Annotated in this window: 29 protein-coding genes; 12 read left to right on the forward strand and 17 right to left on the reverse strand. The window is 65.6% G+C overall.

Annotation, left to right across the window (positions count from 1 at the left end):
• Window positions 1–79: 79 nt before the first annotated feature.
• A complete protein-coding gene (locus tag IE224_RS00415; RefSeq protein WP_191307130.1) occupies window positions 80–862 on the forward strand; it encodes a 3-hydroxybutyrate dehydrogenase in 783 nt (260 codons plus the stop codon).
• 31 nt (window positions 863–893) lie between these two features.
• Here IE224_RS00415 and IE224_RS00420 read toward each other — a convergent pair whose 3' ends face one another.
• Together IE224_RS00420 and IE224_RS00425 are read right to left on the reverse strand one after the other, a co-directional pair.
• Window positions 894–1277 carry a baeRF12 domain-containing protein gene (locus IE224_RS00420; protein WP_191307132.1) on the reverse strand — a complete coding sequence of 128 codons (384 nt, stop codon included), beginning with the start codon at window positions 1275–1277 and terminating at the stop codon, window positions 894–896.
• A gap of 47 nt (window positions 1278–1324) precedes the next feature.
• Complete coding sequence (locus IE224_RS00425) at window positions 1325–2527, reverse strand: pyridoxal phosphate-dependent aminotransferase (protein WP_191307134.1); 1203 nt, start codon at window positions 2525–2527, stop codon at window positions 1325–1327.
• An 85-nt stretch (window positions 2528–2612) separates the two neighbouring features.
• On the opposite strand from IE224_RS00425, the gene IE224_RS00430 reads away from it, so the two are divergent.
• Entirely contained in the window at window positions 2613–2903 is a 291-nt protein-coding gene (locus IE224_RS00430) for a succinate dehydrogenase assembly factor 2 (RefSeq protein ID WP_191307136.1), read from the forward strand.
• Window positions 2904–3030: 127 nt separating this feature from the next.
• On the forward strand, window positions 3031–3531 hold the full coding sequence (locus IE224_RS00435) for a MarR family winged helix-turn-helix transcriptional regulator (protein WP_191307616.1): 501 nt from the start codon (window positions 3031–3033) through the stop codon (window positions 3529–3531).
• Between the two features lie 11 nt (window positions 3532–3542).
• Here the strand turns inward: IE224_RS00435 and IE224_RS00440 are convergent, their stop codons facing one another.
• From IE224_RS00440 to IE224_RS00460, 5 genes are all read right to left on the reverse strand, one after another.
• Complete coding sequence (locus IE224_RS00440; RefSeq protein WP_191307138.1) at window positions 3543–3971, reverse strand: VOC family protein; 429 nt, start codon at window positions 3969–3971, stop codon at window positions 3543–3545.
• A 20-nt stretch (window positions 3972–3991) separates the two neighbouring features.
• Entirely contained in the window at window positions 3992–4471 is a 480-nt protein-coding gene (locus IE224_RS00445) for a dihydrofolate reductase (protein WP_191307140.1), read from the reverse strand.
• Window positions 4472–4474: 3 nt separating this feature from the next.
• Entirely contained in the window at window positions 4475–5308 is an 834-nt protein-coding gene (locus tag IE224_RS00450; RefSeq protein ID WP_191307142.1) for a thymidylate synthase, read from the reverse strand.
• A gap of 1 nt (window position 5309) precedes the next feature.
• Entirely contained in the window at window positions 5310–7268 is a 1959-nt protein-coding gene (parE, locus tag IE224_RS00455) for a DNA topoisomerase IV subunit B (protein WP_191307144.1), read from the reverse strand.
• A 103-nt stretch (window positions 7269–7371) separates the two neighbouring features.
• Window positions 7372–8031: a glutathione S-transferase family protein gene (locus IE224_RS00460; protein ID WP_191307146.1), complete on the reverse strand. Its 660-nt coding sequence runs from the start codon at window positions 8029–8031 to the stop codon at window positions 7372–7374.
• 173 nt (window positions 8032–8204) lie between these two features.
• Between IE224_RS00460 and IE224_RS00465 the strand changes: the two genes are divergently transcribed.
• The 4 genes from IE224_RS00465 to ccoS are packed head-to-tail and all read left to right on the forward strand — an operon-like array spanning window position 8205 to window position 12586.
• Entirely contained in the window at window positions 8205–9755 is a 1551-nt protein-coding gene (locus IE224_RS00465; protein WP_191307148.1) for an RdxA/RdxB/FixG family protein, read from the forward strand.
• A gap of 1 nt (window position 9756) precedes the next feature.
• Window positions 9757–10224, forward strand: a complete 468-nt coding sequence (locus IE224_RS00470) for a FixH family protein (protein ID WP_191307150.1) — start codon at window positions 9757–9759, stop codon at window positions 10222–10224.
• A 1-nt stretch (window position 10225) separates the two neighbouring features.
• The gene (locus IE224_RS00475; RefSeq protein ID WP_191307152.1) at window positions 10226–12412 is read left to right on the forward strand and encodes a heavy metal translocating P-type ATPase; all 2187 of its coding nucleotides are present in this window, start codon (window positions 10226–10228) and stop codon (window positions 12410–12412) included.
• 12 nt (window positions 12413–12424) lie between these two features.
• Window positions 12425–12586: a cbb3-type cytochrome oxidase assembly protein CcoS gene (ccoS, locus tag IE224_RS00480; RefSeq protein ID WP_191307154.1), complete on the forward strand. Its 162-nt coding sequence runs from the start codon at window positions 12425–12427 to the stop codon at window positions 12584–12586.
• A gap of 70 nt (window positions 12587–12656) precedes the next feature.
• On the opposite strand, the gene IE224_RS00485 is transcribed toward ccoS, so the two are convergent.
• Window positions 12657–14315, reverse strand: a complete 1659-nt coding sequence (locus tag IE224_RS00485) for a D-alanyl-D-alanine carboxypeptidase family protein (protein WP_229849181.1) — start codon at window positions 14313–14315, stop codon at window positions 12657–12659.
• Window positions 14316–14531: 216 nt separating this feature from the next.
• On the opposite strand from IE224_RS00485, the gene clpS reads away from it, so the two are divergent.
• The 3 genes from clpS to IE224_RS00500 are packed head-to-tail and all read left to right on the forward strand — an operon-like array spanning window position 14532 to window position 16662.
• Complete coding sequence (gene clpS, locus IE224_RS00490; RefSeq protein ID WP_167621891.1) at window positions 14532–14849, forward strand: ATP-dependent Clp protease adapter ClpS; 318 nt, start codon at window positions 14532–14534, stop codon at window positions 14847–14849.
• Window positions 14850–14851: 2 nt separating this feature from the next.
• On the forward strand, window positions 14852–15856 hold the full coding sequence (locus tag IE224_RS00495) for a class I SAM-dependent methyltransferase (RefSeq protein WP_191307158.1): 1005 nt from the start codon (window positions 14852–14854) through the stop codon (window positions 15854–15856).
• Window positions 15856–16662 carry an SDR family NAD(P)-dependent oxidoreductase gene (locus IE224_RS00500; protein WP_191307160.1) on the forward strand — a complete coding sequence of 269 codons (807 nt, stop codon included), beginning with the start codon at window positions 15856–15858 and terminating at the stop codon, window positions 16660–16662. Before IE224_RS00495 ends, IE224_RS00500 begins: the two co-directional genes overlap by 1 nt.
• Here the strand turns inward: IE224_RS00500 and IE224_RS00505 are convergent.
• Window positions 16659–17078 (reverse strand): hypothetical protein, encoded by a 420-nt coding sequence (locus IE224_RS00505; protein WP_191307162.1) that lies wholly within the window; start codon window positions 17076–17078, stop codon window positions 16659–16661. The two genes, IE224_RS00500 and IE224_RS00505, sit on opposite strands and share 4 nt — an antisense overlap.
• A gap of 76 nt (window positions 17079–17154) precedes the next feature.
• On the opposite strand from IE224_RS00505, the gene hemF reads away from it, so the two are divergent.
• Entirely contained in the window at window positions 17155–18009 is an 855-nt protein-coding gene (hemF, locus tag IE224_RS00510; protein WP_191307164.1) for an oxygen-dependent coproporphyrinogen oxidase, read from the forward strand.
• 6 nt (window positions 18010–18015) lie between these two features.
• Here the strand turns inward: hemF and IE224_RS00515 are convergent, their stop codons facing one another.
• Together IE224_RS00515 and hemE are read right to left on the reverse strand one after the other, a co-directional pair.
• On the reverse strand, window positions 18016–18894 hold the full coding sequence (locus IE224_RS00515; RefSeq protein ID WP_191307166.1) for an EamA family transporter: 879 nt from the start codon (window positions 18892–18894) through the stop codon (window positions 18016–18018).
• The gene (hemE, locus tag IE224_RS00520; RefSeq protein ID WP_191307168.1) at window positions 18891–19919 is read right to left on the reverse strand and encodes a uroporphyrinogen decarboxylase; all 1029 of its coding nucleotides are present in this window, start codon (window positions 19917–19919) and stop codon (window positions 18891–18893) included. Before hemE ends, IE224_RS00515 begins: the two co-directional genes overlap by 4 nt.
• Window positions 19920–19993: 74 nt before the next feature.
• On the opposite strand from hemE, the gene hemC reads away from it, so the two are divergent.
• Entirely contained in the window at window positions 19994–20935 is a 942-nt protein-coding gene (hemC, locus tag IE224_RS00525; protein WP_191307170.1) for a hydroxymethylbilane synthase, read from the forward strand.
• Between the two features lie 15 nt (window positions 20936–20950).
• On the opposite strand, the gene lexA is transcribed toward hemC, so the two are convergent.
• From lexA to IE224_RS00555, 6 genes are all read right to left on the reverse strand, one after another.
• On the reverse strand, window positions 20951–21670 hold the full coding sequence (lexA, locus tag IE224_RS00530) for a transcriptional repressor LexA (protein ID WP_167621899.1): 720 nt from the start codon (window positions 21668–21670) through the stop codon (window positions 20951–20953).
• A gap of 102 nt (window positions 21671–21772) precedes the next feature.
• Entirely contained in the window at window positions 21773–22951 is a 1179-nt protein-coding gene (locus tag IE224_RS00535; protein WP_191307172.1) for a molybdopterin molybdotransferase MoeA, read from the reverse strand.
• Window positions 22948–23421, reverse strand: a complete 474-nt coding sequence (moaC, locus tag IE224_RS00540; RefSeq protein ID WP_191307174.1) for a cyclic pyranopterin monophosphate synthase MoaC — start codon at window positions 23419–23421, stop codon at window positions 22948–22950. The genes IE224_RS00535 and moaC overlap by 4 nt, the downstream gene beginning before the upstream one ends.
• The gene (gene trpC / locus IE224_RS00545; protein WP_191307176.1) at window positions 23418–24209 is read right to left on the reverse strand and encodes an indole-3-glycerol phosphate synthase TrpC; all 792 of its coding nucleotides are present in this window, start codon (window positions 24207–24209) and stop codon (window positions 23418–23420) included. The genes moaC and trpC overlap by 4 nt, the downstream gene beginning before the upstream one ends.
• A gap of 41 nt (window positions 24210–24250) precedes the next feature.
• Window positions 24251–25162: a carbohydrate kinase family protein gene (locus IE224_RS00550; RefSeq protein WP_191307618.1), complete on the reverse strand. Its 912-nt coding sequence runs from the start codon at window positions 25160–25162 to the stop codon at window positions 24251–24253.
• A gap of 9 nt (window positions 25163–25171) precedes the next feature.
• The gene (locus IE224_RS00555; protein ID WP_191307178.1) at window positions 25172–26416 is read right to left on the reverse strand and encodes a TFIIB-type zinc ribbon-containing protein; all 1245 of its coding nucleotides are present in this window, start codon (window positions 26414–26416) and stop codon (window positions 25172–25174) included.

Consider the following 26416-nt stretch of genomic DNA (forward strand, 5'->3'; position numbering starts at 1 on the left):
TTTTTTTTCATCATGCTGCAGCTGCAAACGGCCGCGAAACAACATTGGCCGGTTAAAGCCGTCAGTCAGGAGGGGGGCGATGTTCCAGAAGTTTCTAGCCGGTAAAACCGCAGTCGTGACGGGTTCTAACTCGGGCATCGGGCTGGGGATCGCGCACCGCCTTGCCGCTGCCGGGGCCGATGTCGTCCTGAACAGCTTCACCGACCGGGACGAGGATCACGCGCTTGCCGAAAGGCTGTCGCGTGAATACGGCGTCACCGCACGCTACATCAAGGCGGACATGTCGAAGGGCCAGGAATGTCGCGCGCTGATCACGCAGGCAGGCCGCTGCGACATCCTGGTCAACAATGCAGGCATCCAGCATGTCGCCGCCATCCAGGACTTCCCGGTCGAGAAATGGGACGCCATCATCGCGATCAACCTGACTTCAGCCTTCCACACGACGGCCGCGGCCCTGCCGCTGATGCGGGGGGCCGGCTGGGGGCGGATCATCAACGTGGCATCCGCCCACGGCTTGACGGCAAGCGCCTACAAGTCGGCCTATGTCGCGGCCAAGCATGGGATCGTCGGCTTTTCCAAGGTCACCGCGCTTGAAACCGCGAAAGAGCCGATCACCTGCAACGCCCTATGCCCCGGCTATGTCCTGACCCCCTTGGTCGAGGCGCAGATACCCGACACGATGAAGGAATACGGCCTGTCGCGGGAAGAGGTGATCCAGAAGGTGATGCTGGAACGACAGCCGTCCAAGGACTTCGTCACGGTCGAGCAACTGGGCGACACCACGGTCTTCCTGTGCAGCGATGCGGCAGCACAGATCACCGGTACGGCGATCAGCGTCGACGGAGGCTGGACCGCCCTGTAAGCACCGCCCAGCCCCGGCCAGCCCCGGCCAGTCAGGACAAGGCGTCCTCGATGGCGCGCAGGTCCGAGTTGGTCAGGTTCTTGTCGATCTCCTTGCGCAGGCGGAACTGCAACTCCTTGTGATACCGCTTGCGCAGGATCCCCAAGGTCGAGGGATCGGCGATCACGGCGATGTCGTCGACCTTGTTCTTCAGGACCATGGCGTTCAGGTAATCCGCAAGCTGGGCCACGAAGGCCAGCGGATCCTCTCCGCCCGGAAGGATCTCGGCCGCGGCCTCGCCCGGTTGACGCTGATTCAAGCTTTCGGGCGTAACCTGTTCGCTTTCCTTCAGTTCCAGTCCATACTGTGCCTTGTTCCGGAACAGTCTAGCCGAATGGCTGTCGGCGACCACGACCAGTGCGTTTTGGGGCAGCATTCCTGTCTCCTGTTTCGGTGCTGCCTTTGAACGCGTGGTCGAAGAGGTCAGTTGCAGCTTTCGCAGAAACGCCTGATGCGGTCGATCGCCGTGACCAGCTGCTTGTCGCTGGTGGCATAGGAGATGCGGAAATGTGGCGACAGGCCAAAGGCCGCGCCAAACACCACCGCCACTCCGGTTTCGTCCAGCAGGGCATTCGCGAAGGCCTCGTCATCCGTGATCGTGGCGCCTGCGGCCGAGGTCTTGCCGATCAGCGCCTTGATCGAGGGATAGACATAGAACGCCCCCTGCGGCGTTGGGCAGTCGATGCCGGGGCAGGCGTTCAGCCCGGCCACCACCAGATCACGCCGGCGCTGAAAGACCGCGCGGCTTTCCCTGATATAGTCCTGCGGACCCGTTAACGCCGCTTCGGCCGCGAACTGGCTGATCGATGACGGGTTCGACGTCGATTGCGACTGCAGCTTGGCCATCGCCTTGATAAGGATTTCGGGGGCCGCGCCATAGCCGATCCGCCAGCCGGTCATGGCATACGCCTTGCTGACGCCATTCATGGTCAGGGTCCGATCCTTCAGCGCGGGTTCGACCTGGGCGGGGGTAACGAACTCGAAGCCGTCGAACACGAGGTGTTCGTAGATGTCGTCGGACAGCACCCATACTTGCGGATGGCGCATCAGCACATCGGTCAGCGCCTTCATCGCCGCGCGGTCATAGCCTGCGCCCGAGGGGTTTGAGGGTGAATTGAGGATCAGCCACTTCGTTTGCGGGGTGATCGCCGCCTCAAGCGCATCGGGCATCAGCCGGAAGCCCTGCTCCAGCCCGCATTCCACGATCACCGGCGTGCCGCCCGCCAGCAGCACCATGTCGGGATAGCTGACCCAGTAGGGGGCCGGGATGATGACCTCGTCCCCGTCGTTCAGCGTGGCCATCAGCGCGTTGAACAGGATCTGCTTGCCGCCGGTGCCCACGGTGACCTGCGAGGGCGCATAATCCAGTCCGTTCTCGCGCGAGAACTTGTAGCAGATCGCCCGCTTCAGCGAAGGGGTCCCGTCAACGGCCGTATAGCGCGTATGGCCCCCATCGATCGCGGCCTTCGCGGCCTCGCGGATATTGATTGGGGTGTCGAAGTCGGGTTCGCCTGCCGAAAGGCTGATGATGTCGCGGCCCTGGGCGCGCAGTTCCGCCGCGCGGGTCGTCATGGCGATCGTGGGCGATGGCTTGATGCGGTTCAGGCGGTCTGACAACAGGTCCATGGCGGCCCTTCATGGTTTGAACGTCGTGCCTGCATGGCTTAGTCTGCGGCCCAAAGATCGGCAAGCGTGCCAGAAGGATGACAGAATGACCGAAGCCGCCGAAACCCCTTTGCGCCGCCTCAGGATTCGCAGCTGGCGCAGGGGCATGAAGGAGATGGACCTGATCCTGGGCCATTTCGCCGATGGTCCGCTGGCCCTGCTGGATGGTGCCGATCTTGACGCCTATGAGGCCATGTTGAACGAGAACGATCAGGATCTGTATCTGTGGGTGACCGCGCGGGTCAATGGCGGGACCAATCGCGGTCCTGACGACCTTGGCATGGTCCTTGACCGGATCGCGGATCATGCTGCCGAACGCCTGAAGCCGGTTCGCTAAAATTTTCCCCAATCTCTTGCGGAAGTTGCGTCGCATTAACTGAAGATTTCGGATTTTGCGCCAATGTCGGGGCATGACGAACAAATCAGGACCGCGAGACGCTATGATTTCCCCCGCGCCGCGCGATATGCGCCCCCAGGCCGATGTTCAGGCTCTGCCGGATCTGGCAGACACGACGGAAGCCTATCTGGAATCCCTGCAGCTTTTGGAACGGCTGCACCGGCTGATGCTGGATCTGGTCAAGGATGAATTCGAACGCCTTGGCCAGCATGACCTGACCCCGGTCCAGGCGATGATTCTCTATAACCTCGGCGGGGCCGAGGTGTCGGCGGGCGAACTACGGTCCCGCGGCATGTATCAGGGATCGAATGTCAGCTATAACCTGAAAAAGCTGGTGACGATGGGCTATGTCCACCACGAGCGCAGCGACATGGACCGCCGCTCGGTCCGGGTGAAGCTGTCCGAGGAAGGACAGGCGGTCCGCGACATGGTCCACCGCCTGTTCCTGCGCCATGCCGAGGGTCTGGCCATGTCCGGCGTGCTGGAAGACCCGCCCCTTGAGCAGGTCAACCTGCAAAGCCGCCGGATCGAGCGGTTCTGGCTTGAACAGATCCGCTACATCTACTGACGGCTGGACGCTTACCAGTGGCCGGTATTTTCCATGCTGGCCCAGGGTTCCGCCGGGGGCAGGTGATCGCCTTCCTGCAAAAGCTCGATCGACACATTGTCCGGGCTGCGCACGAACGCCATGTGCCCGTCCCGCGGAGGACGGTTGATCGTGACGCCCGCGTCCATCAGCTTCTGGCAGAGGTCATAGATGTTGCCGACGCGATAGGCGAGATGGCCGAAATGCCGGCTGTCCGACGGCAGGCCTTCGTCGCCGTCCCAGTTGTAGGTCAGCTCGACCGGGCATTCCGGCTGGCCCGGAGGGGCCATGAAGACCAGCGTGAAGCGGCCCTTGTCGTTGTCGATGCGGCGCGTTTCCTCCAGCCCCAGCAGCTTGAAGAAGGCCATCGTCTTTTCCAGGTCGGCGACCCGGACCATCGTGTGCAGGTAACGTATGTTCATGAAGATCCTCCTGTCATGATCTATCGGCGGCGCAGGTATTCGAAGACTGTGCAGCGCGGTTCATTGCCGCGCAGAAGGATTGGGCCAAGGCAATCCCAGCTTGTTTCGTCGAACCGGGGGAAGAAGGCATCGGCGCCTTCGACGGCCAGATCGACCTCGGTCAACAGCAGCCGGTCGGCCAGGGGCATCATCGCCTGGTAGACGGCGGAACCCCCGATGCCATAGATGCGGCGGTGGCCTGCGCGATGGGCGTGTTCGACGGCTGCCTCTGGCGTGGAATGGACATGTTCGGCCACGGAGGGATCCGAGGACACCACCAGGTTCAGGCGGTTCTTCAGCGGCTTGAACGGAAGGCTTTCCCAGGTCCGGCGGCCCATGATCACCGCGCCGCCGGTGGTTTCCCGTTGGAAGAAGGCCAGATCCTCGGGCGCGTGCCATGGGATCGTGTTGTTCTTGCCGATGGCGCCGTTGCGGTCGCGTGCTGCGATCAATGTCAGCATGGCCTAGACCGCCACCGGGGCCTTGATGGCCGGGTCAGGGTCATAGTTCAGCACTTCGAAGTCGTCGAAGCGGAAATCGAAGATCGACTCGACCTCGCGTCGCAGCCGCAACTGGGGCAGGGGCTTCGGGTCACGCGCAAGCTGCGTGCGCACCTGATCCAGATGGTTCGAATAGATATGTGCATCACCGATGGAATGGACGAAATCGCCCGGTTGGTAGCCCGTCACATGGGCCAGCATCACCTGCAGCAGCGCATAGGAAGCAATGTTGAACGGAACGCCCAGGAACATGTCCGCCGACCGCTGGTAAAGCTGCAGATGCAGCTTGCCCCCCAGGATCCGCACCTGCCACAGCGTATGGCAGGGCGGCAGCGCCATCTCCGGCACATCGCCGGGGTTCCACGCGGACACGATCAGGCGCCGAGAGTCCGGCGTCCTGCGGATCGCATCCACCAGATCGGCGATCTGATCGACATGGCCCGCAAAGAACAGCGGGCGCCCCTCGGCGTCCAGGCCGCTGGGCACCAGCCTGGGAAAGTGGCGCCATTGCCGGCCATAGACCGGGCCAAGGTCGCCATTCTCGTCCGCCCATTCGTCCCAGATCGAGACGCCGTTTTCTTGCAGATAGCGAATGTTGGTATCGCCCGACAGGAACCACAAAAGTTCGCGGATGATCGACTTCAGGTGCAGCTTCTTGGTGGTGACCAGCGGAAAGCCGTCGGCCAGCGGATAGCGGCACTGCAGCCCGAAATGGCTGATCGTGCCGGTTCCGGTCCGGTCGGTGCTTTCCTGGCCCTGTTCCAGAACCGTGCGCAGGGCGTCGTGATACTGCCGCATCTCAGACGTCCAGCTCTTCTGCGAAGCGGGCGTTCTCCTGGATGTATTCGAAGCGCAGTTCGGGCTTCTTGCCCATCAGGCGTTCGACTAGGTCGCCGGTCTCGCCCCCTTCGTCATCGTCGATGCTGACCCGGATCAGCTTGCGCGTCTTGGGGTTCATGGTCGTGTCCTTCAGGTCCTTGGCGTCCATTTCACCCAGGCCCTTGAAGCGTTGCACGTCGATCTTGCCGCGCCCGCCCAAGCCCTTGGCCAGCATCCGTTCCTTCTCGGCGTCATCGGCCACATAGATCCGGTGCGCCCCTTGGGTAAGGCGATACAGCGGCGGGCAGGCCAGATACAGGTGGCCCTTGTCGATCATCGGCCGCATCTGCGTGAAGAAGAAGGTCATCAGCAGGCTGGCGATATGCGCCCCGTCCACGTCGGCATCGGTCATGATGATGACCTTGTCATAGCGAAGGTCGTCGACCTTGAACTTGGATCCCATTCCGACGCCAAGGGCCTGACAAAGATTGCTGATTTCCTGGTTGGCCCCCATCTTGGTCGAGGCCGCGCCCAGCACGTTCAGGATCTTGCCCCGCAGCGGCAGCAGCGCCTGGTTGGTGCGGTCGCGCGCCATCTTGGCCGACCCGCCCGCGCTGTCGCCTTCGACGATGAACAGTTCGGTGCCGTCCCGGCTGGTGGCGCTGCAATCGACCAGCTTGCCGGGCAGGCGCAGCTTTTTCGTCGCCGTCTTGCGGGCGGTTTCCTTTTCCTGCTTGCGGCGCAGGCGTTCATCCGCCCGCAGGATCAGGAAGTCCAGGATCGCGCCCGCCGATTTCGTGTCGGCCGCAAGCCAGGTGTCGAAGTGGTCGCGCACGGCGTTCTCGACCAGGCGGGCGGCCTCGGTCGTGGCAAGGCGGTCCTTGGTCTGGCCCACGAATTCCGGCTCTCGGATGAAGCAGGACACAAGCGCGCAGCCGCCGGTCAGCAGGTCTTCCCGGGTGATCTGCGCGGCCTTCTTGTTGTTGATCCGCTCGCCATAGGCCCGCACGCCCTTCAGGATCGCCGACCAGAAGCCAGCCTCGTGGGTGCCGCCCTCGGGCGTGGGGACCGTGTTGCAATAGGACTGGATGAATCCGTCGCGGGAGGGCGTCCAGTTGATCGCCCAGTCCACTTTGCCCGGCGCGCCCTGGCGGCGGAAATCGACGCTGCCCGCGAAGGGGCGGTCGGCATAGGTGCTGGCGCCTGTCAGGGTCTCGGCAAGGTAATCCGCCAGACCGCCGGGGAAATGGAAGGTGGCCTCTCGCGGGGTTTCGCCGTCGTCTATTTCCGACTTCCAGCGGATTTCGACGCCGCTGAACAGATAGGCCTTGGACTTGACCATCTTCAGAAGCCGCGCCGGCTTGAAGCGGTGATGGCCGAAGATGTCTTCATCCGCGTGGAAGACCACGGTCGTGCCGCGCCGGTTCGGGGCCGCGCCGATCCTGGCCACCGGCCCCTGCGGCACCCCGCGCGAGAACCGCTGCTCGAACAGTTCCTTGTTGCGGGCGACCTGCACGACCATGATGTCCGACAGCGCGTTCACGACCGAGGCGCCGACCCCGTGCAACCCGCCCGAGGTCTGGTAGGTATCACCTGAAAACTTGCCCCCCGCGTGCAGCGTGCACAGGATCACCTCGAGCGCTGACTTGCCCGGAAACTTCGGGTGCGGGTCGATAGGGATGCCGCGGCCATTGTCGCGGACGCTGACGCTGTAGTCGGCCAGAAGCTCTACCTCGATCCGCGTCGCATGGCCCGCCACCGCCTCGTCCATCGAGTTGTCGAGGATTTCCGCCACCAGGTGATGCAGCGCGCGTTCGTCCGTGCCGCCGATATACATGCCGGGTCGCTTGCGCACGGGCTCCAGCCCTTCCAGCACCTCGATCGAGGCGGCGGAATAGCTGTCGGTCGCATCGACTGCGGAAAGAAGGTCGTCGGCCATCGGTTCTGCTCTTGTTCTTGGTGCGGATGCGGCGGTTATCTCATGCGGCGAAGGCTTTTGCCAACCCCGCCTGCCAATTCGGCCGGTCGTCCCGGGACCGGGGCTATTCCGGTTTGGCCAGGCGCGCGTCCCACATCTTGCGGAAGGCCGGGCGGGCCTGACAGCGTTCAAGCCATGCCATGACCGCCGGAAACTGCCCCATCAACTCACCGTAGCCCTGGGCATAGCGCAGGATCTCGGCCAGGTTGAGGTCGGCCACGGTGAAGCGGCCCCCGACCAGATGTTCATGGGTGGCAAGATGCCCCTCGATCACCTTGAGGGGCCGGACCAGCCGTTCGGCGGAATTGGCGACAATGGCCTGGTCGTCTCCGGACTGGAGGCGGGACGGCGCGTGCAGGAACAGAATCGTCAGCGCGTCGGGTTCGACGCTGGTGGCGGCATAGAAGCTCCACTGCATCATCTGGGCATCTTCGGCCAGATCGGCGGGGCCAAGATCGCCACCGTATTTGCGCGCCAGATACAAGGTCGCTGCCAGGGACTCGCCCAGGACCAGACCGTCATCCTCGATCACGGGAATGGTGCCGGCGGGCGACAGGGCCAGGAAGGCCGGGGAATGGGTGTTCAGCGGGGCGTCGGGCGCATCGGGATCGGCCAGCCGATAGGCCTGGATCACGGGGTTCTGGCGGAACTCCAGCCCGATCTCGTGGCAAAGCCAGATGATGCGGGACGCGCGCGATCGGGTGACGCCGTGGATGGTCAGCATGTGAAGCTCCTTTGCCGGTCGGACGGGATGCGACCTTCCTGCGACAGGAATGCCGGATCATCAGATGTGACGCAAGCGAGGGACGGGGACGGGCGGCCGCATTTGATGCAGGTCAAGGAATCCCGCTGCCGCCGGGTCTAGACCGGACCCGCGAAACAGGAGCGATTCTTCAGATGTCCAATCCCGAATTGGACCATCCCAGCCTTTACGCCAAGCGGGAGCCGATCTTCCCCAAGCGTGTCGCCGGGCGGTTCAGGACCCTCAAGTGGATCGTCATGGGCATAAGCCTGGCGATCTATTACATCCTGCCCTGGATCCGGTGGGACCGCGGCCCGACCATGCCGGACCAGGCCGTCCTGGTCGATCTGGCCAACCGGAGGTTCTTCTTCTTCTGGATCGAGATCTGGCCCCACGAATTCTATTTCGTGGCGGGCCTTCTGGTGATGGCCGGACTGGGCCTGTTCCTGTTCACCAGTGCCTTGGGACGCGTGTGGTGCGGCTATGCCTGCCCGCAGACGGTCTGGACCGACCTGTTCATCCTGGTGGAACGCTGGATCGAGGGTGACCGCAACGCCCGCATCCGCCTGCACCGCCAGCACTGGGACGCGCAGAAGATCCGGCTGTGGGCGCTGAAATGGGCGGCCTGGCTGGTGATCGCGCTGCTGACGGGGGGCGCCTGGATCTTCTATTTCACCGACGCGCCGACGCTGCTGGGAAACCTGCTGGCGGGACAAGCTCATCCGGTAGCCTACATCACAATGACGATCCTGACCGCGACGACCTTCCTCTTCGGCGGCTTTGCCCGCGAACAGATCTGCATCTATGCCTGCCCCTGGCCGCGCATCCAGGCCGCCATGATGGACGAGGACACGTTGACCGTCGCCTATCGCGAATGGCGGGGCGAGCCGCGCGGCAAGACCAACGTCCGCCACCGCCCGGCGGCCGTCGCTGCTGCGGCCGAGGTTACCAGCAGGGTCGCGGGTCCGGCCGCAGGCGCCACATATCCGCCCACGCCCTATCCTGGCCTGCCTACCGGCGTCGGCGGACCGATCCCCGCCATGTCCGGCGGGGACTGCATCGACTGCCTGGCCTGCGTGAATGTCTGCCCGATGGGCATCGACATCCGCGAGGGCCAGCAGATGGAATGCATCACCTGCGCGCTATGCATCGACGCCTGCGACGAGATCATGGACAAGATCGGCAAGCCGCGCGGGCTGATCGACTACATGGCGCTTAAGGACGAGACTGCCGAACGCGCGGGCGCCCAGCCCAAGTCGGTCTGGCGGCACATCTTCCGGCCACGGACGATCCTGTATTTCACGCTGTGGTCCGGGATCGGGGTGGCGCTGATCGTCGCGCTGTTCATGCGGTCCCCCTTCGACCTGAACGTCTCGCCGGTGCGCAACCCGCTGTTCGTGACCATGTCGGACGGGGCAATCCGCAACACCTACGAGGTGCGGCTGCGCAACAAGCAGCATGATGACTGCGACTTCAGCTTTGCGGTTGAAGGGGCGGACGGCCTGACCGTCGCGGTCGAGGGCGCGCCTGCGGGGATCGTCCGTGTGCCCGCGGACGAGACCCTCGGCAGCAGGCTTTATGTGACTGCACCGGCGGGATCCGATCTTGCCGCAAGGGCCACGACGCCCCTGAATCTGGTCGTGCGTGACGAAGTCGACGGAATGACCGCATCGGTCGGCACGATCTTCCACGGAAAGGATGAATAGGATGACACGGGAACTGACCGGACGCCATGTCCTGGTGATCACGCTGGCGGCCTTTGGCGTCATCATCGCCGTCAACCTGGTCATGGCTTTCCTGGCCGTGGGCAGCTTCCCGGGGCTCGAGGTGAAGAACAGCTATGTCGCCTCGCAGCACTTCGACCGGGACCGGCAGGCGCAGGAGAGCCTGGGCTGGACGGCCAGGGCCAGCTATGACGGCGCCCGCATCACGATCGAGATCGTGGATGGGCAGGGCACCCATCCTGTCCTGCGGGATTTCACGGCCACCATAGGGCGCCCCACGCACAAGCGCGCGGATGTGACGCCGCATTTCGAAGTTGCAGGCGGCGGCATCTACCGCGCCCCCCTGGTGCTGGAGCCGGGGGTCTGGAACATCCACGTCCAGGCAGTCGCGCCGGATGGAACCACGTTCCGGCAGCGGCTGGATCATTATGCCGGGGCGATGGTGAACTGACATGGCCGACCTGACCGCATCGGGCTTCAGCGCCTGTCCCGCCTGCGACGCGGCGCCCTTGGCGCAACGTCTGGCGGACCGGGCCGAGGTGGCGCAGGGAACGGTGATCCTGTCCCTGCCGACCGCCCATTGCGCGACTTGCATCACCGATGTCGAAACCGCGCTGACCGCTCATCCGGGCGTTCGCAACGCCCGCGTCAACCTGACCCTGCGTCGCGTCACGGTGGAGGCGCCAGGTCTTGCCGCCGACGACCTGATCCCCGTTCTGGCGAGGGTGGGATACGAGGCGCATGAATTGGATCCCGACGCCCTGTCGGCCACCACGGCCGACCGTCAGGGGCGCGACCTGCTGATGCGGATCGGCGTGTCGGGATTCGCGATGATGAACATCATGATCCTGTCTGTGGCCGTCTGGTCGGGGGCCGAATCCGCGACGCGTGACCTGTTCCACTGGATCAGCGGCGCCATTGCTCTGCCCACCGTATTCTTTGCAGGGCAGCCCTTCTTCCGCAGCGCATGGGCTGCGATCCGGGTTGGACGGCTGGGCATGGACGTGCCGATCTCGCTGGCGCTGATCCTGGCCAGTGCGATCTCGGTCTATGAAACGATGGAATCGGGCCACCACGCCTATTTCGACGCGGCGGCGATGCTGTGCTTCTTCCTGCTGATCGGGCGCTATCTGGACCACCGCACGCGCGCGATCGCCAGATCCGCCGCGGCCGAACTGACCGCGCTGGAGGTTCCGCGCGCCGCGCTGCTGGTGGACGGGGCCGAACAGACCGTTCCCGTTGCCAGCCTGCGCCCCGGAGACCTGATCCGGGTCCGCCCCGGCGCGCGCATTCCCGCCGATGGCGAGATCGTCGAGGGCCGGTCCGAGATCGACCGCGCCCTGTTGACCGGCGAGACGCTGCCCGTGCTGGCCCAGCCCGGCCAGATGCTGTCGGCAGGCGAGGTGAACCTAACCGGCCCCCTGACCCTGAGGGTGACGGCGGCGGGGCGGGATTCGTCGCTGGCCCGCCTGACCACCCTGGTCGAGGCTGCCGAGGCCGCGCGCGGACGCTATACCTCGCTGGCGGAACGGGCGTCGCGGCTTTATTCGCCCAGCGTTCACCTGATGGCGTTGTGCAGCTTTGCCGGCTGGATGTGGATGACGGGCGACTTGCGCCTGGCGGTGAACATCGCGGCGGCGGTGCTGATCGTGACCTGCCCCTGCGCGCTTGGCCTGGCGGTTCCAGCAGTGGCGACGGCGGCGTCGGGACGGCTGTTCCGGCGCGGGCTGCTGATCAAGGACGGCACCGCGCTTGAGCGGCTGGCCGAGGTCGACACCGTCGTCTTCGACAAGACGGGCACCCTGACCCTTGGCCGGCCAACGCTGGTCAGCGACGATCCGCTGCCTGCCGATCTGCGCCCGGTGGCGCGCGCCTTGGCGCAGGCCTCGGCTCATCCCCTGTCGGTCGCGCTTGCCGCGGCGCTGACGGATGAACCGGCCGAGCTGTCGGAGGTGACCGAGCATCCGGGCTTCGGCGTCTCGGCCCGCTGGGGGGGGCGTCCAGTCCGGCTGGGCCGTGCCGATTGGCTGGGCGTGTCGGATCACGAGGATCGCCCCACAAGCGCGACCTGGCTTGCGGTCGAGCGGCAGGCCCCGGTGCGGTTGGAGTTCACCGACGAGCTGCGCCCCGGCGCTGCCGATTGCGTGGCGCGCCTTCGCAAGGCGGGGCTCCGGGTGCTGCTGATCTCGGGCGACCGGCCGGCGGCGGTTGCCGATCTGGCCGCCCGGCTGGGCATCGACGACCACCGCGCCGCGGTCGATCCCCAGGGAAAAGAAGCGATGGTGGCCGATCTTGCGGCACAGGGCGGGCATGTCCTGATGGTGGGGGACGGTCTGAACGATACGGCGGCGCTTGCCCGGGCCCATGCCTCGATCTCTCCGGCAAGTGCCCTGGATGCGGCGCGGGTTGCCAGCGACATGGTGCTGACCGGCAGCGACCTGGTGCCCGTGGCCGAGGCGGTCGCCTTGGCCCGGCTGGCGACGCGGCGGATTCGGCAGAACTTTGCGATCTCGATCGCCTATAACATCGTGGCGGTGCCGCTGGCCGTGGCAGGGATGGTGACGCCGCTGATCGCAGCGCTGGCGATGTCGCTAAGCTCGATCACGGTGACGCTGAACGCGCTGCGGCTGCGCGATTGAAAGGACGGCCCCATGGAGATGCTCTCGATCCTCATCCCGGTTTCGCTGGGCCTTGGCACGGCGGGCCTTGTCGCGTTCATCTGGGCCCTACGCTCGCGGCAGTTCGAGGATCCGAAAGGCGATGCCGAACGGATCCTCAGCGACAAGTGGGACGACCGGCCGAAGCCCGACTGACCGACATCTGGAAAGCAAAAGGGGCGGAAACTTGCCCGCCCCTTTGTCCTGTTCTGCTTTTCCCAAAGGGTCAGCGGCCGACCACCTGGCATTCCTGGGACCGGCTGAGGAAGCGTTCGCAAATCAGTTCTGCATTGCCCTTGGTCAAGTTCGCGAAGCTGGGCTGGAAGCCGCGCTTCGTGTCCGCGACATGGCGCTGTGCACCGCCCAGGATCGCGCCGTCTTGCAGCGCGCTGCGCAGCAGCAGCTTTTCGGCTTCGGCCTTGGACGAGAACATGCCCAGCGTCACGCCCCAGCTGCGGCCGCTGTTGGCGGGGCGCGAAACGATCTCGAGCTCTTCGGGGTTCGAACGGTCGCCTTCGCCCATCGCGGCCAAGATGACCGTTTCCGACCGCGGCTTCGGCGCGGGCGAGGCCAGCAGCGACATCGAGGCGCCCCCGGCCTGCGGCACAGCCTCGGCCACGGCGCGCGCGATCGCTTCGGGATCGGCGCCGGGATTGCCTGCCTCGGACGCCTCGGCCACGGCGGCGATGCTGGCCGTGCGCGAACGCGGCGCCGGGGCAGGGCGGGCCGACGCAGCAAGGACCGGCGCCGCAAGGCTTGCCGATTGCGGTTGGGCTGCGTCGGGGGCGGCGGCTTCGGCAACTGCCGGTTCCGCGCGCCTGCTGACCGGCCGCACACTGGCGGCAAGGGTCAGGCCGCCGACGGCCACAGCCTCGGGCGCCGCTTGCGGGGCTTGGGCAACGGCTGCGGTCGAGGCCTGGGCCGGACGGCTGACGCGCGCCGGGGGGGCAGATGCCGACAGCACCAACCGCTGCGTCTGCGGCGCCGTCGCGGCGGCGGTGGGTTCGACCTGCGCGCGACGGACCACGCGCTGCGCCAGCAGGCGCGGCGCTTCGGGCCGGACTTCGCGGACGCGGTTCGGCACCCGGGTAAAGCCCGAATCCAGCAACTGCGCCATCACCTGGTTGCGATGCGCCGTCGAGGTGCCGCCGAAGACCGTGGCCACCAGCCGCTTGTTGCCGCGCTGCGCCGATGCCGTCAGGTTGAAGCCTGCCGCACGAGTATAGCCCGTCTTGATCCCGTCCGCGCCTTCGTAGGCGTCCAGGAACCGCTTGTTGGTCGACGATACCTGCGCAATCCCCGCATCCGCCGACCGGCGCGAGAAGATGTTGTAATATTGCGGGAAATCATAGAACAGCCGCCGCCCCAGGATCGTCATGTCATGGGCCGAGGAATAGTGCCCTTCCTGCGTCAGGCCATGCGCGTTGCGGAAATTACTGTTCCGCATCCCTAGGGCGCGCGCCATCTGGGTCATCTGCTGCGCAAAGGCCTCCTCGGACCCTGCCAGACCCTCGCCGATGGCGGTGGCGGCGTCGTTGGCCGATTTGATCGCGGCGGCGCGGATCAGATAGCGAAGCTCGATTCGCTGGCCCGCCTTCAGACCCAGCTTCGACGGAGGCTCGGACGCGGCATTGGTCGAGACCGGGAACTGGGAATCCAGCCGGACCTGTCCACGCTCGATTGCCGTGAAGGCCATGTAGAGCGTCATCATCTTCGTGAGGGACGCGGGATGCAGCCGCGTATCCTCGTTCTGCTTGTAGATGGGCTGGCCTGTGCGGGCGTCGATCACATAGGCGGCAAAGGGCGCCGCCGTAACTGTGGCCGGGGCCACGATGGCCAGCAGGAGAAAAGCCCACAGCCGGGCTGTCAGGGAAATTGGGATCACTGTCGCGGTCTCTCTGCCTCGGGACGGCATGTCGTTTGTTGCATGCCCTTGCTTAATATTCGGATAATAGCATGACATTCACGGCCATGTAACCGCTGATTTGGTGTATTTTGCCTGCCCTGCTCACCTTTGGGCGGGGTTTCATCAGCGGTGAAATGGATTATATTGTGTCCGTAACGTGATCAGCATGACCAGACTGGACCTATGGCGCAGTGGATGACAGACGGCGACGGACCCGATGATCAGATTGAACTGGTTGTCAAACCGCGCACGCGCACGCAGCGCCCCCCGATGTACAAGGTGCTGATGTTGAACGACGACTTCACGCCGATGGAGTTCGTGGTCCATGTCCTTGAACGGCTGTTCAACATGACGCATGCCCAGGCGATCGAGATCATGCTGACCGTCCATCGCAAGGGTGTGGCGGTTGTCGGCGTCTTTTCGCACGAGGTCGCGGAAACCAAGGTCGCGCAGGTGATGGAACTGGCGCGGCGGCAGCAACATCCGCTGCAATGCACCATGGAAAAAGAATAACAGTGACAACGACACGCCTGGACCTTGCCCTTTCGGGGAACGCGCCCGAAGGGGAATTTCTTGTGATCGGCGCCAAGGGGTCCGATGATCTTTCGCCCCTGGATCCTGCGCGAACCCGCGTCCAGCAGGGCCATTTTCCCGATCATCGCGCCCTGACCGCGCGCGGCTATCAGGTGGCGCCTGTGGTCGAGGGGCGGTTCGACGCGGCCCTTGTGATCCTGCCCCGCGCCAAGGCCGAGGCTCATGCCCGGATCGCCGATGCCGCCGCGCGCCTTTCACCCTATGCGCCCCTGTGGATCGACGGGCAAAAGACGGACGGCGTCGATTCGGTCCTGAAGGAATTGCGCAGGCTCGCCCCCGTGAACGAAGTTTACAGCAAGGCCCACGGCAAGATCTTTCGCGTGACCATTCCGTCGGGCGATTGGCTTCCACCCGGCTGGGCCAGCGCGGCGCATGAGGTGGTGCCGGGCTTCGTCACCCGGCCCGGGGTCTTTTCCGCCGACGGCATCGACCCCGGATCGGCCATGCTTGCGGCCGCGCTGCCCGACCGGCTGCCCACCCGTATCGTCGATCTGGGCGCGGGCTGGGGCTGGTTGTCGGCGCAGGCGCTTGCCCGCCCCGGCATCGAAGTGATCCACCTGGTCGAGGCCGACCATGCCGCCCTCGAGTCCGCCAAGGACAACATCACGGATCCGCGTGCGGTCTTCCACTGGGCCGATGCGCGCGACTTCACATTGCCCGATCCCGTGAACGGCGTCATCATGAACCCGCCCTTTCACGACGGCCGCGTGGCGGATCCCCGGATCGGGGGCGATTTCATCGCGGCTGCTGCCCGATTGCTGACGGGTGCGGGGCGGCTGTGGATGGTGGCCAACCGACATCTTCCTTACGAAACCGTCCTGACCCAGCATTTCGCGCAAGTAACCGAGTTGCGGGGCGACAACCGCTTCAAGGTGATCGAGGCAACGGGCGCGGGCCGGGGCGCCGCGCGCAAGGGCCGCCGCTGATGGGCCTGTCGATCCAGGGCAAGACCGCCATCGTCACCGGGGCCGGGCGCGGCATCGGCCTGGCCGTGGCGCGCTATTTCGTCGAACGCGGCGCCAATGTCATGTTTGCGGACACGGATGAGACCGCCCTGGCCGCTGCTATGTCGGATTATGACGAGCGTGATCCCCATGTCCGCTGCTTCGCGGGGCGGATGACGGAAAAGCTGGCCACGGCGAATCTGCTGTCGGCGACGCTGGATGCCTTTGACCGGGTGGACATCCTGGTGAACGCGCACCGGCTGGTAAAGGCGTCTGACCCCCTTGATACCGACCTTGAGGTGCTGGAGCAGCTTCTTCGCCAGAACATGATGGCCGGCTTGCGGATGACGCAGATCGTGGCCAAGCGAATGATCAAGCAGGCCGAGGCCGAGCCGGATTCGGGCACGGCAGGCGCCATCGTCAACATCTCGACCTTGGCTGCGCTGCATCCGGTGCCGACGATGCTGGGCTATTCCATCGCCTATGCCGCGCAGGAACAGGCGACTCGCGGCATGGCCCTGGCGCTTGCGCCCCATAGGATCCGCGTGAACGGCATCCGCTTCGGCAGCGTCATGTCGCACGAACTGAAGGATTCTCTGCGCGACAAGCCCGAACTGCGCGACCGCATCATCGCGGCCACCCCGATGGGCCGCATCGCCCCTGCGGACGAACTGGTGGATACGGTGCTTTACCTGGTCAGCGATGCCGCGCGCTTCGTCACGGGCCAGATCGTGACCGTCGATGGCGGGCGCAGCCTTGCCGACCGCGTGGCGGTGCAGACGGCCTAGCCCTGCTGTTCGGGAAAGGCTGCCTTGCAAGCCTGGACGACCGATGCGGCCCGGTCGGCCAACTGGGCCTGCCGCCCTGCCAGGTTGTCGCGCTTGCGCTGCTCGGAAGCCGGGTCGATCGGCACCCGGTATCGTTCGGTCTCGACATAGTCCTGCCAGCACGGCTCGTATCCCACGACCGCGCGCCCGTCACGGTCGCGCCAGACGCGCCGGCACTGGGTCAGCCGGTCCCGCACGACCTGCCGCTCCTCCCACGCATAGCCCCGCGCCAGGTTCCCCTCGACCTCGGCCAGAAGGCGGCTGACCGTCCGGTATTCGCTGGTATTGTTGCTGATGCAGCGTTCCTGGGGGGTGCCGCAGGCCGCAATCAGAAGCGGCAGGGAAAGGGTCGCGGCAAGGGCGGTGTTGCGGGTCATGGCCTGTCTCATTACAGCGGGTGGTGGATGCTAGCGCCGCGCCCGACGGCTGGCAAATCAAGTTTGGGGAACGTCGATGGAACAGGAACGCAGCACCGCCGCCGCATGGTTCCGCAGCCTGCGCGACCGGATCGTTGCGGCTTTCGAAGAACTCGAGGACCGGGGGCAGGGCCCTGCATCTGCGGGCCGGTTCGAGGTGACGCCGACCCTGCGCGACCAGGACGGCGGTGGCGGCCTGATGTCGGTCATGCGGGGCGGCCGCGTCTTCGAAAAGGTCGGCGTCAACTGGTCCGAGGTTCATGGCACGCTGGCCCCGCGCGCGCAGGCGGCCATGGCCTCGCGCGGGGTGCCGGGGATCGACGGCGATCCGCGCTTCTGGGCCAGCGGCATCAGCCTTGTCGCGCATATGCAGAATCCCCATGCCCCGGCGGTGCACATGAACACGCGGATGTTCTGGACCCCCGGCGCCTGGTGGTTCGGTGGCGGGGCGGACCTGAACCCCTGCATCGAATATGCCGATGACACGGCGCATTTCCACGCCACCTTGCGCGCGGCCTGCGATGCCCATGACACGACCTATTACGACCGCTTCAAGGCCTGGGCGGACGAGTATTTCTTCATCCCTCACCGCGGCCGTGCCCGGGGCGTGGGCGGCATTTTCTTCGACGACCTGAACACCGGCAGCTGGCAGGACGATTTCGCCTTTACCCGCGCCGTGGGCGAGGCTTTCATGCCCGCTTTCCTGCCCTTGGCAGAGGCGCGGATGACGACGCCCTTCACAGACGCCGACCGCGACACGCAGCTGATCCATCGCGGGCTTTATGCCGAATACAACCTGGTCTATGACCGCGGCACCAAGTTCGGCCTTGAGACAGGCCACAACGCCGATGCCGTGCTGATGAGCCTGCCGCCGCTGGCGAAATGGGTTTGACGGCCCTTAGGCGGCGGCCACCGCCAGCAGCCAGCCTACTCCGGCCAGAATCAGGCCCATTCCCAGCAGTTGCAGGGGTGCGGCCCTTTGGCGGAACAGCCTGCCTGACAGAACTTGCGCCATGACCACCTCGACCAGGGCCAGGGTCCGGACATTGGCGGCGGGCGTCAGCGCAAAGCCGATGAACCAGAACAGCGAGGCAAAGGTCCCCAGGAAGCCTGCCCCCAGCGAGACCCGCCATTCCCGCATGATCCCCGACAGGCCGCGGCGGTCGCGAAGGGCCAGCCAGGCCATCATCACGGCCGACTGGATCCCCAGCGTAATCGCAAGGATCGTCACGGCGCGCAGGACATAGCCCCCATCCGGCAGCGCCAGAAGCGCGCCGCGAAAGCCGATGGCCGACAGTCCGAACAGCGCCCCGGCAAGAACCCCCGTCGCCACCGATCCCCAGCCCGCGCGGCCCCAGCTTACGCCGGATGCCAGGACGACGCCCAGCGTCGCCAGCCCGATCGCGCCCATCCGGGCGGCGCCCAGCGGCTCGGCCAGAACAATGGCGCTGATGACCGCCAGCGTCACCGGCTCGGTTTTCATCAAGGCCGTCGCGACGCCGAAGCCCTGTCCGCGCATGGTGACCAGCATGAAGGCTGTCGCCGCGATCTGGGCGAGGGCGCCAAGGGTGGCCCAGCCCAGCACGGAAAGGTCGGGGCGAGGAATCGGCAGCCAGATCGCAGCAAGGCCAAGCGCGGCGGCCGCGAAAGGAAAGCCGAAGACAAAACGCACGGCCGTCGCGCCCATCGTGCCGACCTGCCGCGTCAGACCCGCCTGTGCGGCATTGCGCGCGGTCTGCGCGGTGGCCGCGATCAGCGTTGCCGCGACCCAGATCATGCGGTGCGAACAGCCTCGATCATGGCGGCGACATTGGCAGGATCGGCGTCCGGGGTGATGCCGTGGCCCAGGTTGAAGATATGCGGGCCGCCGCGCAGCGCGCGGGTGATCCGCTGCGCCTCGGCCACAAGGGCGGGGCCACCCGTGACCATGTGACGCGGGTCCATGTTGCCCTGCACGCATCCGTCAGGTTGGACATGCTGCGCCGCCCATTCCGCGCTAACCGAATTGTCGATCGCGACGCAATCCGCCCCCGTGGCGCGGGCGAAGCCGATATAGCGTTCGCCAGCCTCTCGCGGGAAGGCGATGACCGGGATGGTGGGATGGCGTTCCTTCAGGGCTGCGATGATGCGCCGGGTGGGGGTCACCGCGAAATCGTCGAAATCCGCGCCTTTCAGGCTGCCAGCCCAGCTGTCGAACAGCTTGACGGCCTCGGCCCCCGCCTCGATCTGCGCGGAAAGATAAAGGATCGTGGCCTCGGTGATGCGCTCGATCAGCGCGGTGAACGTCGTCCGGTCCTGGTCCTTCAGCTTGTGCGCGGGGCCTTGGTCGGGTGTCCCGCGCCCGGCAATCATGTAGGTCGCAACCGTCCAGGGCGCACCCGCGAACCCGATCAGGGTCGTCTCGCCCGGCAGCTCTCGCGCCAGGATCCGAACGGTCTCGTAGACCGGTGCAAGGCGTTCGTGGATCTGATCGGCGGGTTTCAGGCGTGCCATGCCCTCGGGCCCCGTCACGGTCGACAGCCGTGGACCCTCACCCGTCACGAACCAAAGGTCCGCGCCTAGCGCCTGCGGGACCAGCAGAATATCTGCAAACAGGATCGCCGCATCGAAGCCAAAGCGCCGGATCGGCTGCAGCGTGACCTCGGCCGCAAGATCGGGATTGTAGCAGAGCGACAGGAAATCCCCCGCCTGCGCCCGCGTCGCCCGGTATTCGGGAAGATAGCGGCCGGCCTGGCGCATCATCCAGATCGGTGGGGTGGGCAGGCTTTCACCCGCCAGGGCGCGCAACAGAAGTTTGGTCATGGGGCCTCCTGCGGCCCGTTCAAGGCGAGGCGGGGGGCGTTGTCAAGCTGCCTGCCTGTCGCTATGCCGGAGCCATGACACGGATGCCCGACCCCACTCGCCCCCTCAAGATCGGAACGCGCGGCTCGATGCTTGCGCTTGCCCAGGCGCACGAGACCCGCGACCGCCTGGCCGCAGCCCACGGCCTGCCACCCGAGGCTTTCGAGATCGTGGTCATCAAGACGACCGGCGACCGGATCACCGACCGCCCCCTTAAGGAGATCGGGGGGAAGGGCCTGTTCACCCGCGAGATCGAGGATGCGCTTGTGTCGGGCGATATCGACATCGCTGTCCATTCGATGAAGGACATGCCGACCCTTCAGCCCACCGGGTTGTTGATCGACTGCCTGCTGCCGCGAGAGGACGTGCGCGACGCCTTTGTCAGCCCGATCCATGCGTCCATTGCAGAGCTTCCGGCAGGCGCGGTTGTGGGCAGTTCCAGCCTGCGCCGCAGGGCACAGCTTGCGCATCGGAGACCCGACCTGCAGTTGGTCGAATTTCGCGGCAATGTGCAGACCCGTCTGAGAAAGCTGGAGGAAGGCGTGGCCACGGCCAGCTTCCTTGCGATGGCAGGCCTATCCCGGCTGGACATGCTGCACGTTGCCCGCAGTCCCATCGATCCCGCCGAGATGCTGCCTGCTGTCGCCCAAGGCGCCATCGGGATCGAGCGTCGGGCGCATGACGACTCGGCGGCTGCCCTTCTGGCCCCCATTCATCACCAACCAACCGGGGATCGCATTGCTGCAGAGCGCGCTTTCCTGACCCGCCTGGACGGATCCTGCCAGACGCCGATTGCTGGGCTTGCCGAAATCAGGGATGGCACGCTGCTGCTGCGGGGCGAGATCCTTCGTCCGGATGGATCGGCCGCGATCAGTGGACATCGCGAAGGCACGTTGCAGGACGGCCCGCAGATGGGTGCCGATCTGGCCGAAGAACTTCTGGGAAGGGCAGGCGCGGGGTTCTTTGATCACCTTTGATCCCCGCCCCGATCCTCAATAGCTGCGGATCAGCCCCACCAGACGGCCCTGGATGCGCACCCGATCCTCGGGCAGGATGCGCGGTTCATAAGCGGGATTGGCAGCTTCAAGCGCGATCATTCCGCCCCGGCGGCGATAGCGTTTCAGCGTCGCCTCCGACCCGTCCACAAGGGCCACGATGATGTCGCCATTATCGGCGGTGTCCTGTTCCCGGATCACGACGACGTCGCCGTCGTTGATCCCGGCTTCGATCATCGAATCCCCCTGCACCTCGAGCGCATAGTGGTGTTCGCGCCCCGAAAGCATCGTTCCGGGAACGGCGACATGGTGGGACACTTCCGAAATCGCCTCGATGGGCACACCCGCCGCGATCCGCCCCATCAGCGGCAACTCGACGGCAGGGCTGTCGACAATCGAGATCGCACCGCGTGGACGAGCGGGCTTGGGGTTGGCAATGACACGCGGGGTGAAGCCGCCCTGCGCCGCCGATGTGCCTTCGGTCTTCGTTTCGGCAAGCAAGGCATCAGGCAGCCGCACGATCTCCAGCGCGCGGGCACGGTGCGGCAGGCGGCGGATGAAGCCCCGCTCCTCAAGCGCGGTCACGAGGCGATGGATGCCGGACTTCGACCGCAGGTCCAGTGCTTCCTTCATTTCATCGAAGGAGGGCGGCACCCCGTCGCGTGCCAGACGCTTCTGGATGAAATCCAGCAACTGGATTTGCTTCTTGGTCAGCATCTGGTTCATCCCCGACATCGTATTGTTCCGTGTATGTTCTATCGCACAAGCAGAATCGCGTCAATGAACAGACCATGGGGAACTGAAAATTTCGTTAATCCCTCAACCGCGCAGCGGCAGGAACTCGACGATGTCTCCGGCCTTCCGCGCCGCCTCGCCTGGCTTGCGGACAAGCAAGGCGTCGGCATCGGCCATGAGGGACAGGCGCGCCGAATCCTGGCTGGAAAACGGTCGGATCAGGGGAAGCCCATCACCATCTTCAATCGTGGCGCGAAGGTAGTGCTGGCGCGGCCCTTCGGCAGGCAGGTCGGTTGCGAGGCGGGCGTGGAATAAGCCAGTCCTGTGGCGCAAGCCCTGCATTCGCATGATGAGAGGCTGCATGAAGATGATGCCGCAAACCATTGCCGAAACGGGGTTTCCCGGCAGTCCGATCATCGGCGTTTGGGCCAGCATTCCGGCCATCAACGGCTTGCCCGGACGCATTGCGACCTTGTAGAAGGCCTGCTGCATGCCCAAACCGTCCGCCACCTTTCCGATCAGATCGTGATCTCCGACCGATGCTCCGCCGATGGTCACCAGAAGATCAGCGTCCTGCGCGCCTTGAAGCGCCTGCCGGATGCTCTCCTCGGTGTCGCGGGCAATGGGCAAGATCACCGGATCACCGCCAACCTGCCGGATCAGACCTGCGATCGCCAGGTCGTTCGAGCTGATGATCTGGCCCGGACCGGGCATCGCGCCGGGCGGGACCAATTCATCGCCCCCCGCCAGGATCGCGACGCGCGGACGCTTGGCCAAGGTAACCTTTGGCACGTTCATCGCGGCCAGAAGGCCGATGTCGGCCGCGCGCAGACGACGGCCGGCCGCAAGGGTCGTGCCTTCGTGGAAGTCGTCGCCCGCGGGCCGGATATTGTTGCCACCCGACGGATCGGCAATGGTGATGCCGTCTTTGTTCCGGACGACGTTTTCCTGCATGATAACGCGGTCGAAACCCGGGGGAACGGGGGCGCCGGTGAAGATGCGAACCGCCGTGCCGGGTGAGGCGGTTCCGGGATAGGGATGGCCTGCCGCAGCCTCGCCGACGACCGTCAAGGTCCGGCCAATGTCCTCGTTCCGGATCGCGTAGCCGTCCATGGCCGAGGCGTCGAAGGGCGGTTGCGTCATGCGCGATACCGCGGGCTTGAGCAGCACGCGGTCCCAGGCTTCTGCCAGAGGCACCTCCTCGGGCTGCGAGTCGGGGGCCAGCGCCAGGACCTTGGCAAGCGCCTCCTCGACCGAGATCACTCGCCTGCCTCGTAGTCGCCCGATTTTCCGCCGCTTTTGCTGCGGAGGCGGATATTGGTGATGACCATCGATTTCTCGACCGCCTTCAGCATGTCATAGATGGTAAGGCAGGCGACCGAGACTGCCGTCAGTGCCTCCATCTCGACACCGGTCTGGCCGGTTGTTCGAACGGTTGCGCTGACCCGCAGGCCGGGCAGGGCCGGGTCGGGCACAAGGTCCAGCGATACCTTGCTGATCGGCAGGGGGTGGCAAAGCGGGATAAGGCCGGATGTTCGCTTGGCCGCCATGATCCCGGCCAGTCGAGCGACGCCCGTCACGTCGCCCTTGGCGGCGCCACCTTGGGCAAGGTTTAAGGCTTCGTTCGACATGATCACGCAGCCTTCGGCCACCGCCTCGCGCGCCGTGACGTCCTTGCCGGAGACATCGACCATATGCGCCTGCCCGCTGGCGTCGAAATGCGTCAGGCTCATGCTGCCAAATCCAGGATCTGGCGCGTCGCCGCCGTCACGTCGGCTTGGCGCATCAGGCTTTCGCCGATCAGGAACCGGCGCGCGCCGACCGCCATCATCGACGCCACGTCCTGGCTGGTGAACAGGCCGCTTTCGCAGACAATGTCACGGCCCGCAGGAATGCGAGGCGCAAGTTCACGCGTCACATTAAGACTAAGGTCGAAGGTCTTGAGATTACGGTTGTTTATTCCAATAAGAGGCGATTTCAGAAGCAGCGCCCGGTCAAGTTCATGCGCGTCATGGACCTCTAGCAAGGCGTCCATGCGCCATTGAAACGCAGCGTCTTCAAGTTCGGCGGCAAGGCCATCCTCGACCGAGGCCATGATGATCAGGATGCAGTCCGCGCCCAAGCCTCGCGCCTCGGCGACCTGGTAGGTGTCGTAAAGGAAATCCTTGCGCAGGACAGGCAGGTCGCAAGCGTCGCGCGCCGCAGTCAAAAAATCGGGCGAGCCTTGGAAACTGGGACCGTCCGTCAGGACCGACAGGCAAGCGGCGCCGCCCGCCTGATAGGCCCGGGCCAAGGCAGGCGGGTCGAAGTCCGGACGGATCAGGCCCTTGGAGGGACTGGCCTTCTTGATCTCGGCAATCAATGCGGGACCGGTCTCGGCCTTTGCCGTCAGGGCGCGTGCAAAGCCGCGGGGGGCGGAGGCAGCGCGTGCCGCAGCCTCGACATCGGCCAGGGGACGGGCAGCCTTGGCGGCGGCGACTTCGTCCAGCTTGTAGGCCTTGATCTTGTCCAGAATATCCATGCGACGGTTCTAGCGCCGTGGGAACGGTTGGGGAAGTGCGTTCAACCCGGCATTTCGTGTGACCAGGGCGGATTGGCACCGGGCCGTGACACGGTGATCGCGGCAGCCTGGGCGCCCAGCGTCAGGGCAGCGACGATTTGAGCGCCGTTGATCGAGGCAAGTCCGGCCTTGGACAACACGCCCTGGCGGCGCAGGCTGGCAAGGACGGCGGCGTTGAACGTGTCGCCCGCCCCGATCGTGTCGGCCACCGTGGTGCGGATCGCGGGCACCTGGATCATTTCGCCTGCCCAGTGCGCACGCGCGCCTTCTGCCCCGCCCGTTTGCAGGACCAGGCGCGGCCCTTCGGCCAGCACCTGCCGCGCCGCGTCCGCAGGGGCCATGTCCGGATACATCCATTCCAGGTCGTCGCCCGACAGCTTGACGATATCGGCCCTTGCGATCAGCCGGGACAGGCGCGCCCGGTACGAGGCCGGATCGGCTATGAAGAACGGGCGGATATTTGGGTCCAGCATCACCGGCAGACGGTCGCCGTCACGTGCGATCAGCGACTCGATCGCGGCGCCGCAGGGATCGGGGACAAGGCTGATGCCGCCTGCGAACAAGGCCATGATGCTGGAGGGCAGGGCAGGAATGTCCTGGGGCGTCAGCATCCGCCCGGCCGAGCCTTCGTCATAGAACGAATACCGCGCCTCGCCACCGCTCAGCGTCACAAGGGCCAGCGTGGTCAGACGGTCGGTTCGCGGGCAAAGGTCGGTGTTGACGCCTGCTTCCGACAAGGGGCGCAGCAGGACGTCGCCGAAGGGGTCGCGGCTGATCGGCCAGAGATAGGCGACATCCTCGCCCAACCGGCCAAGGGCGATGGCGGTGTTATAGACCGATCCGCCGGCCAGTGGGCGGAACGCGCCGTCTTCCGGCACCATGTCGATCAGCGATTCGCCCGCGCACAGGATCATCATTCCCTCCTAGTAACCTTGGACCACATCCCCCAATTGCAGGTCGACATAGCCGCCTGCCTCGGCCAGATACATGAAAGCCGTTATCGCTACCAGAGCGGCAATGACGGCCATGGCGATCTTCCAGGCGGACCAGGGCCGTTCGCCCATGACCCGGCCGGACTGGCCATTCACGACAAAGCGGTAGCCCTTGCCGTTGTAACGATAGGCGGCGGTCCAGATCGGCAGCAGGATGTGCTTGAACGTCTCGTCGCTGTGTTGCGTCTGGAGATGGTCGACGCGCTGTTCATCGCCGCCGATGTCGCGGCGCGCATCGTTCAGGATCACCCCGGCCATCTGTTCCCGGGCTGTCTGGTGGCCCTGCGCCAGGGGAATCGTATAGGCCTCGGACTCAAGGCCCGCCAGGTAATCGGGGCGATAGGGGCGCAGGTGCGACAGGTCCCAGGGGGTCAGCGCGTCCACGAACCTGCGCGGCAGCGAGGCCGAGGCCAGCACCAGCACATCGTTGAAATCCCGTGCGACCTGTCCCGAGGCGGCTCGCCAGCGGGTGCGGCGGACCTGCTGGGCCACCCTCTGGCTGCGGCCGTTGATCTGCTGCGTGACCCAGACCGTTTCATAGTAGTGATCGCCGCGCTGCCCGACATAGCTGGACCGCGTGCGGGCATCGAAGGTCCAGTATGGCGAATAGACGCCGCGCATCTTGCGCCCGCGCCTGGCATAGGCCGTCAGGCCGGACGGCGCGAACCACAGGCTTCCCAGCCAGTCCTGCATGGCGCGGTGGGCCTGATCCTCGGTCAGGAGGAAGGGCAGGACGCCCTGCGGCTTGATCTTGCGGCTTGTGCCGGTGTCGGTGACGACGGGCGTTGCGCAGAAGGGGCAGGCGCTTGAATGGGTCGCGTCGTCACGTTCGATCTGCGCGCCGCAGTTCGGACAGGACAGCAGACGGACCGTCTGCGCGAGGTCGGACCCCGCCTCTAGCCGCAGGCCATGTTCCAAGGGGATCTCGGCCAGGTCGGGCGACTTGTGCCCCGCATCCCATTGCAGCGCCCGGCCCGTCTCGGGATCGGCCAGGATCGCATCCGCCGCCTCGGCCCCGCCGTGAGGCTGACGCGCAGGGGCGCGGGTCGGACCGTCGCCGATGGCTTGACGGTGCCCGCACCAGTCGCAGACCAGCACCTGCTGGCCCGGCTGGAAGCGCAGGCTGGCCCCGCATTGTTCGCAGGGATAGCGGTGTTCGGCCTGGGGCGTGGGCAT

Source organism: Paracoccus aerius (assembly GCF_014656455.1).
Lineage (GTDB): Bacteria > Pseudomonadota > Alphaproteobacteria > Rhodobacterales > Rhodobacteraceae > Paracoccus > Paracoccus aerius.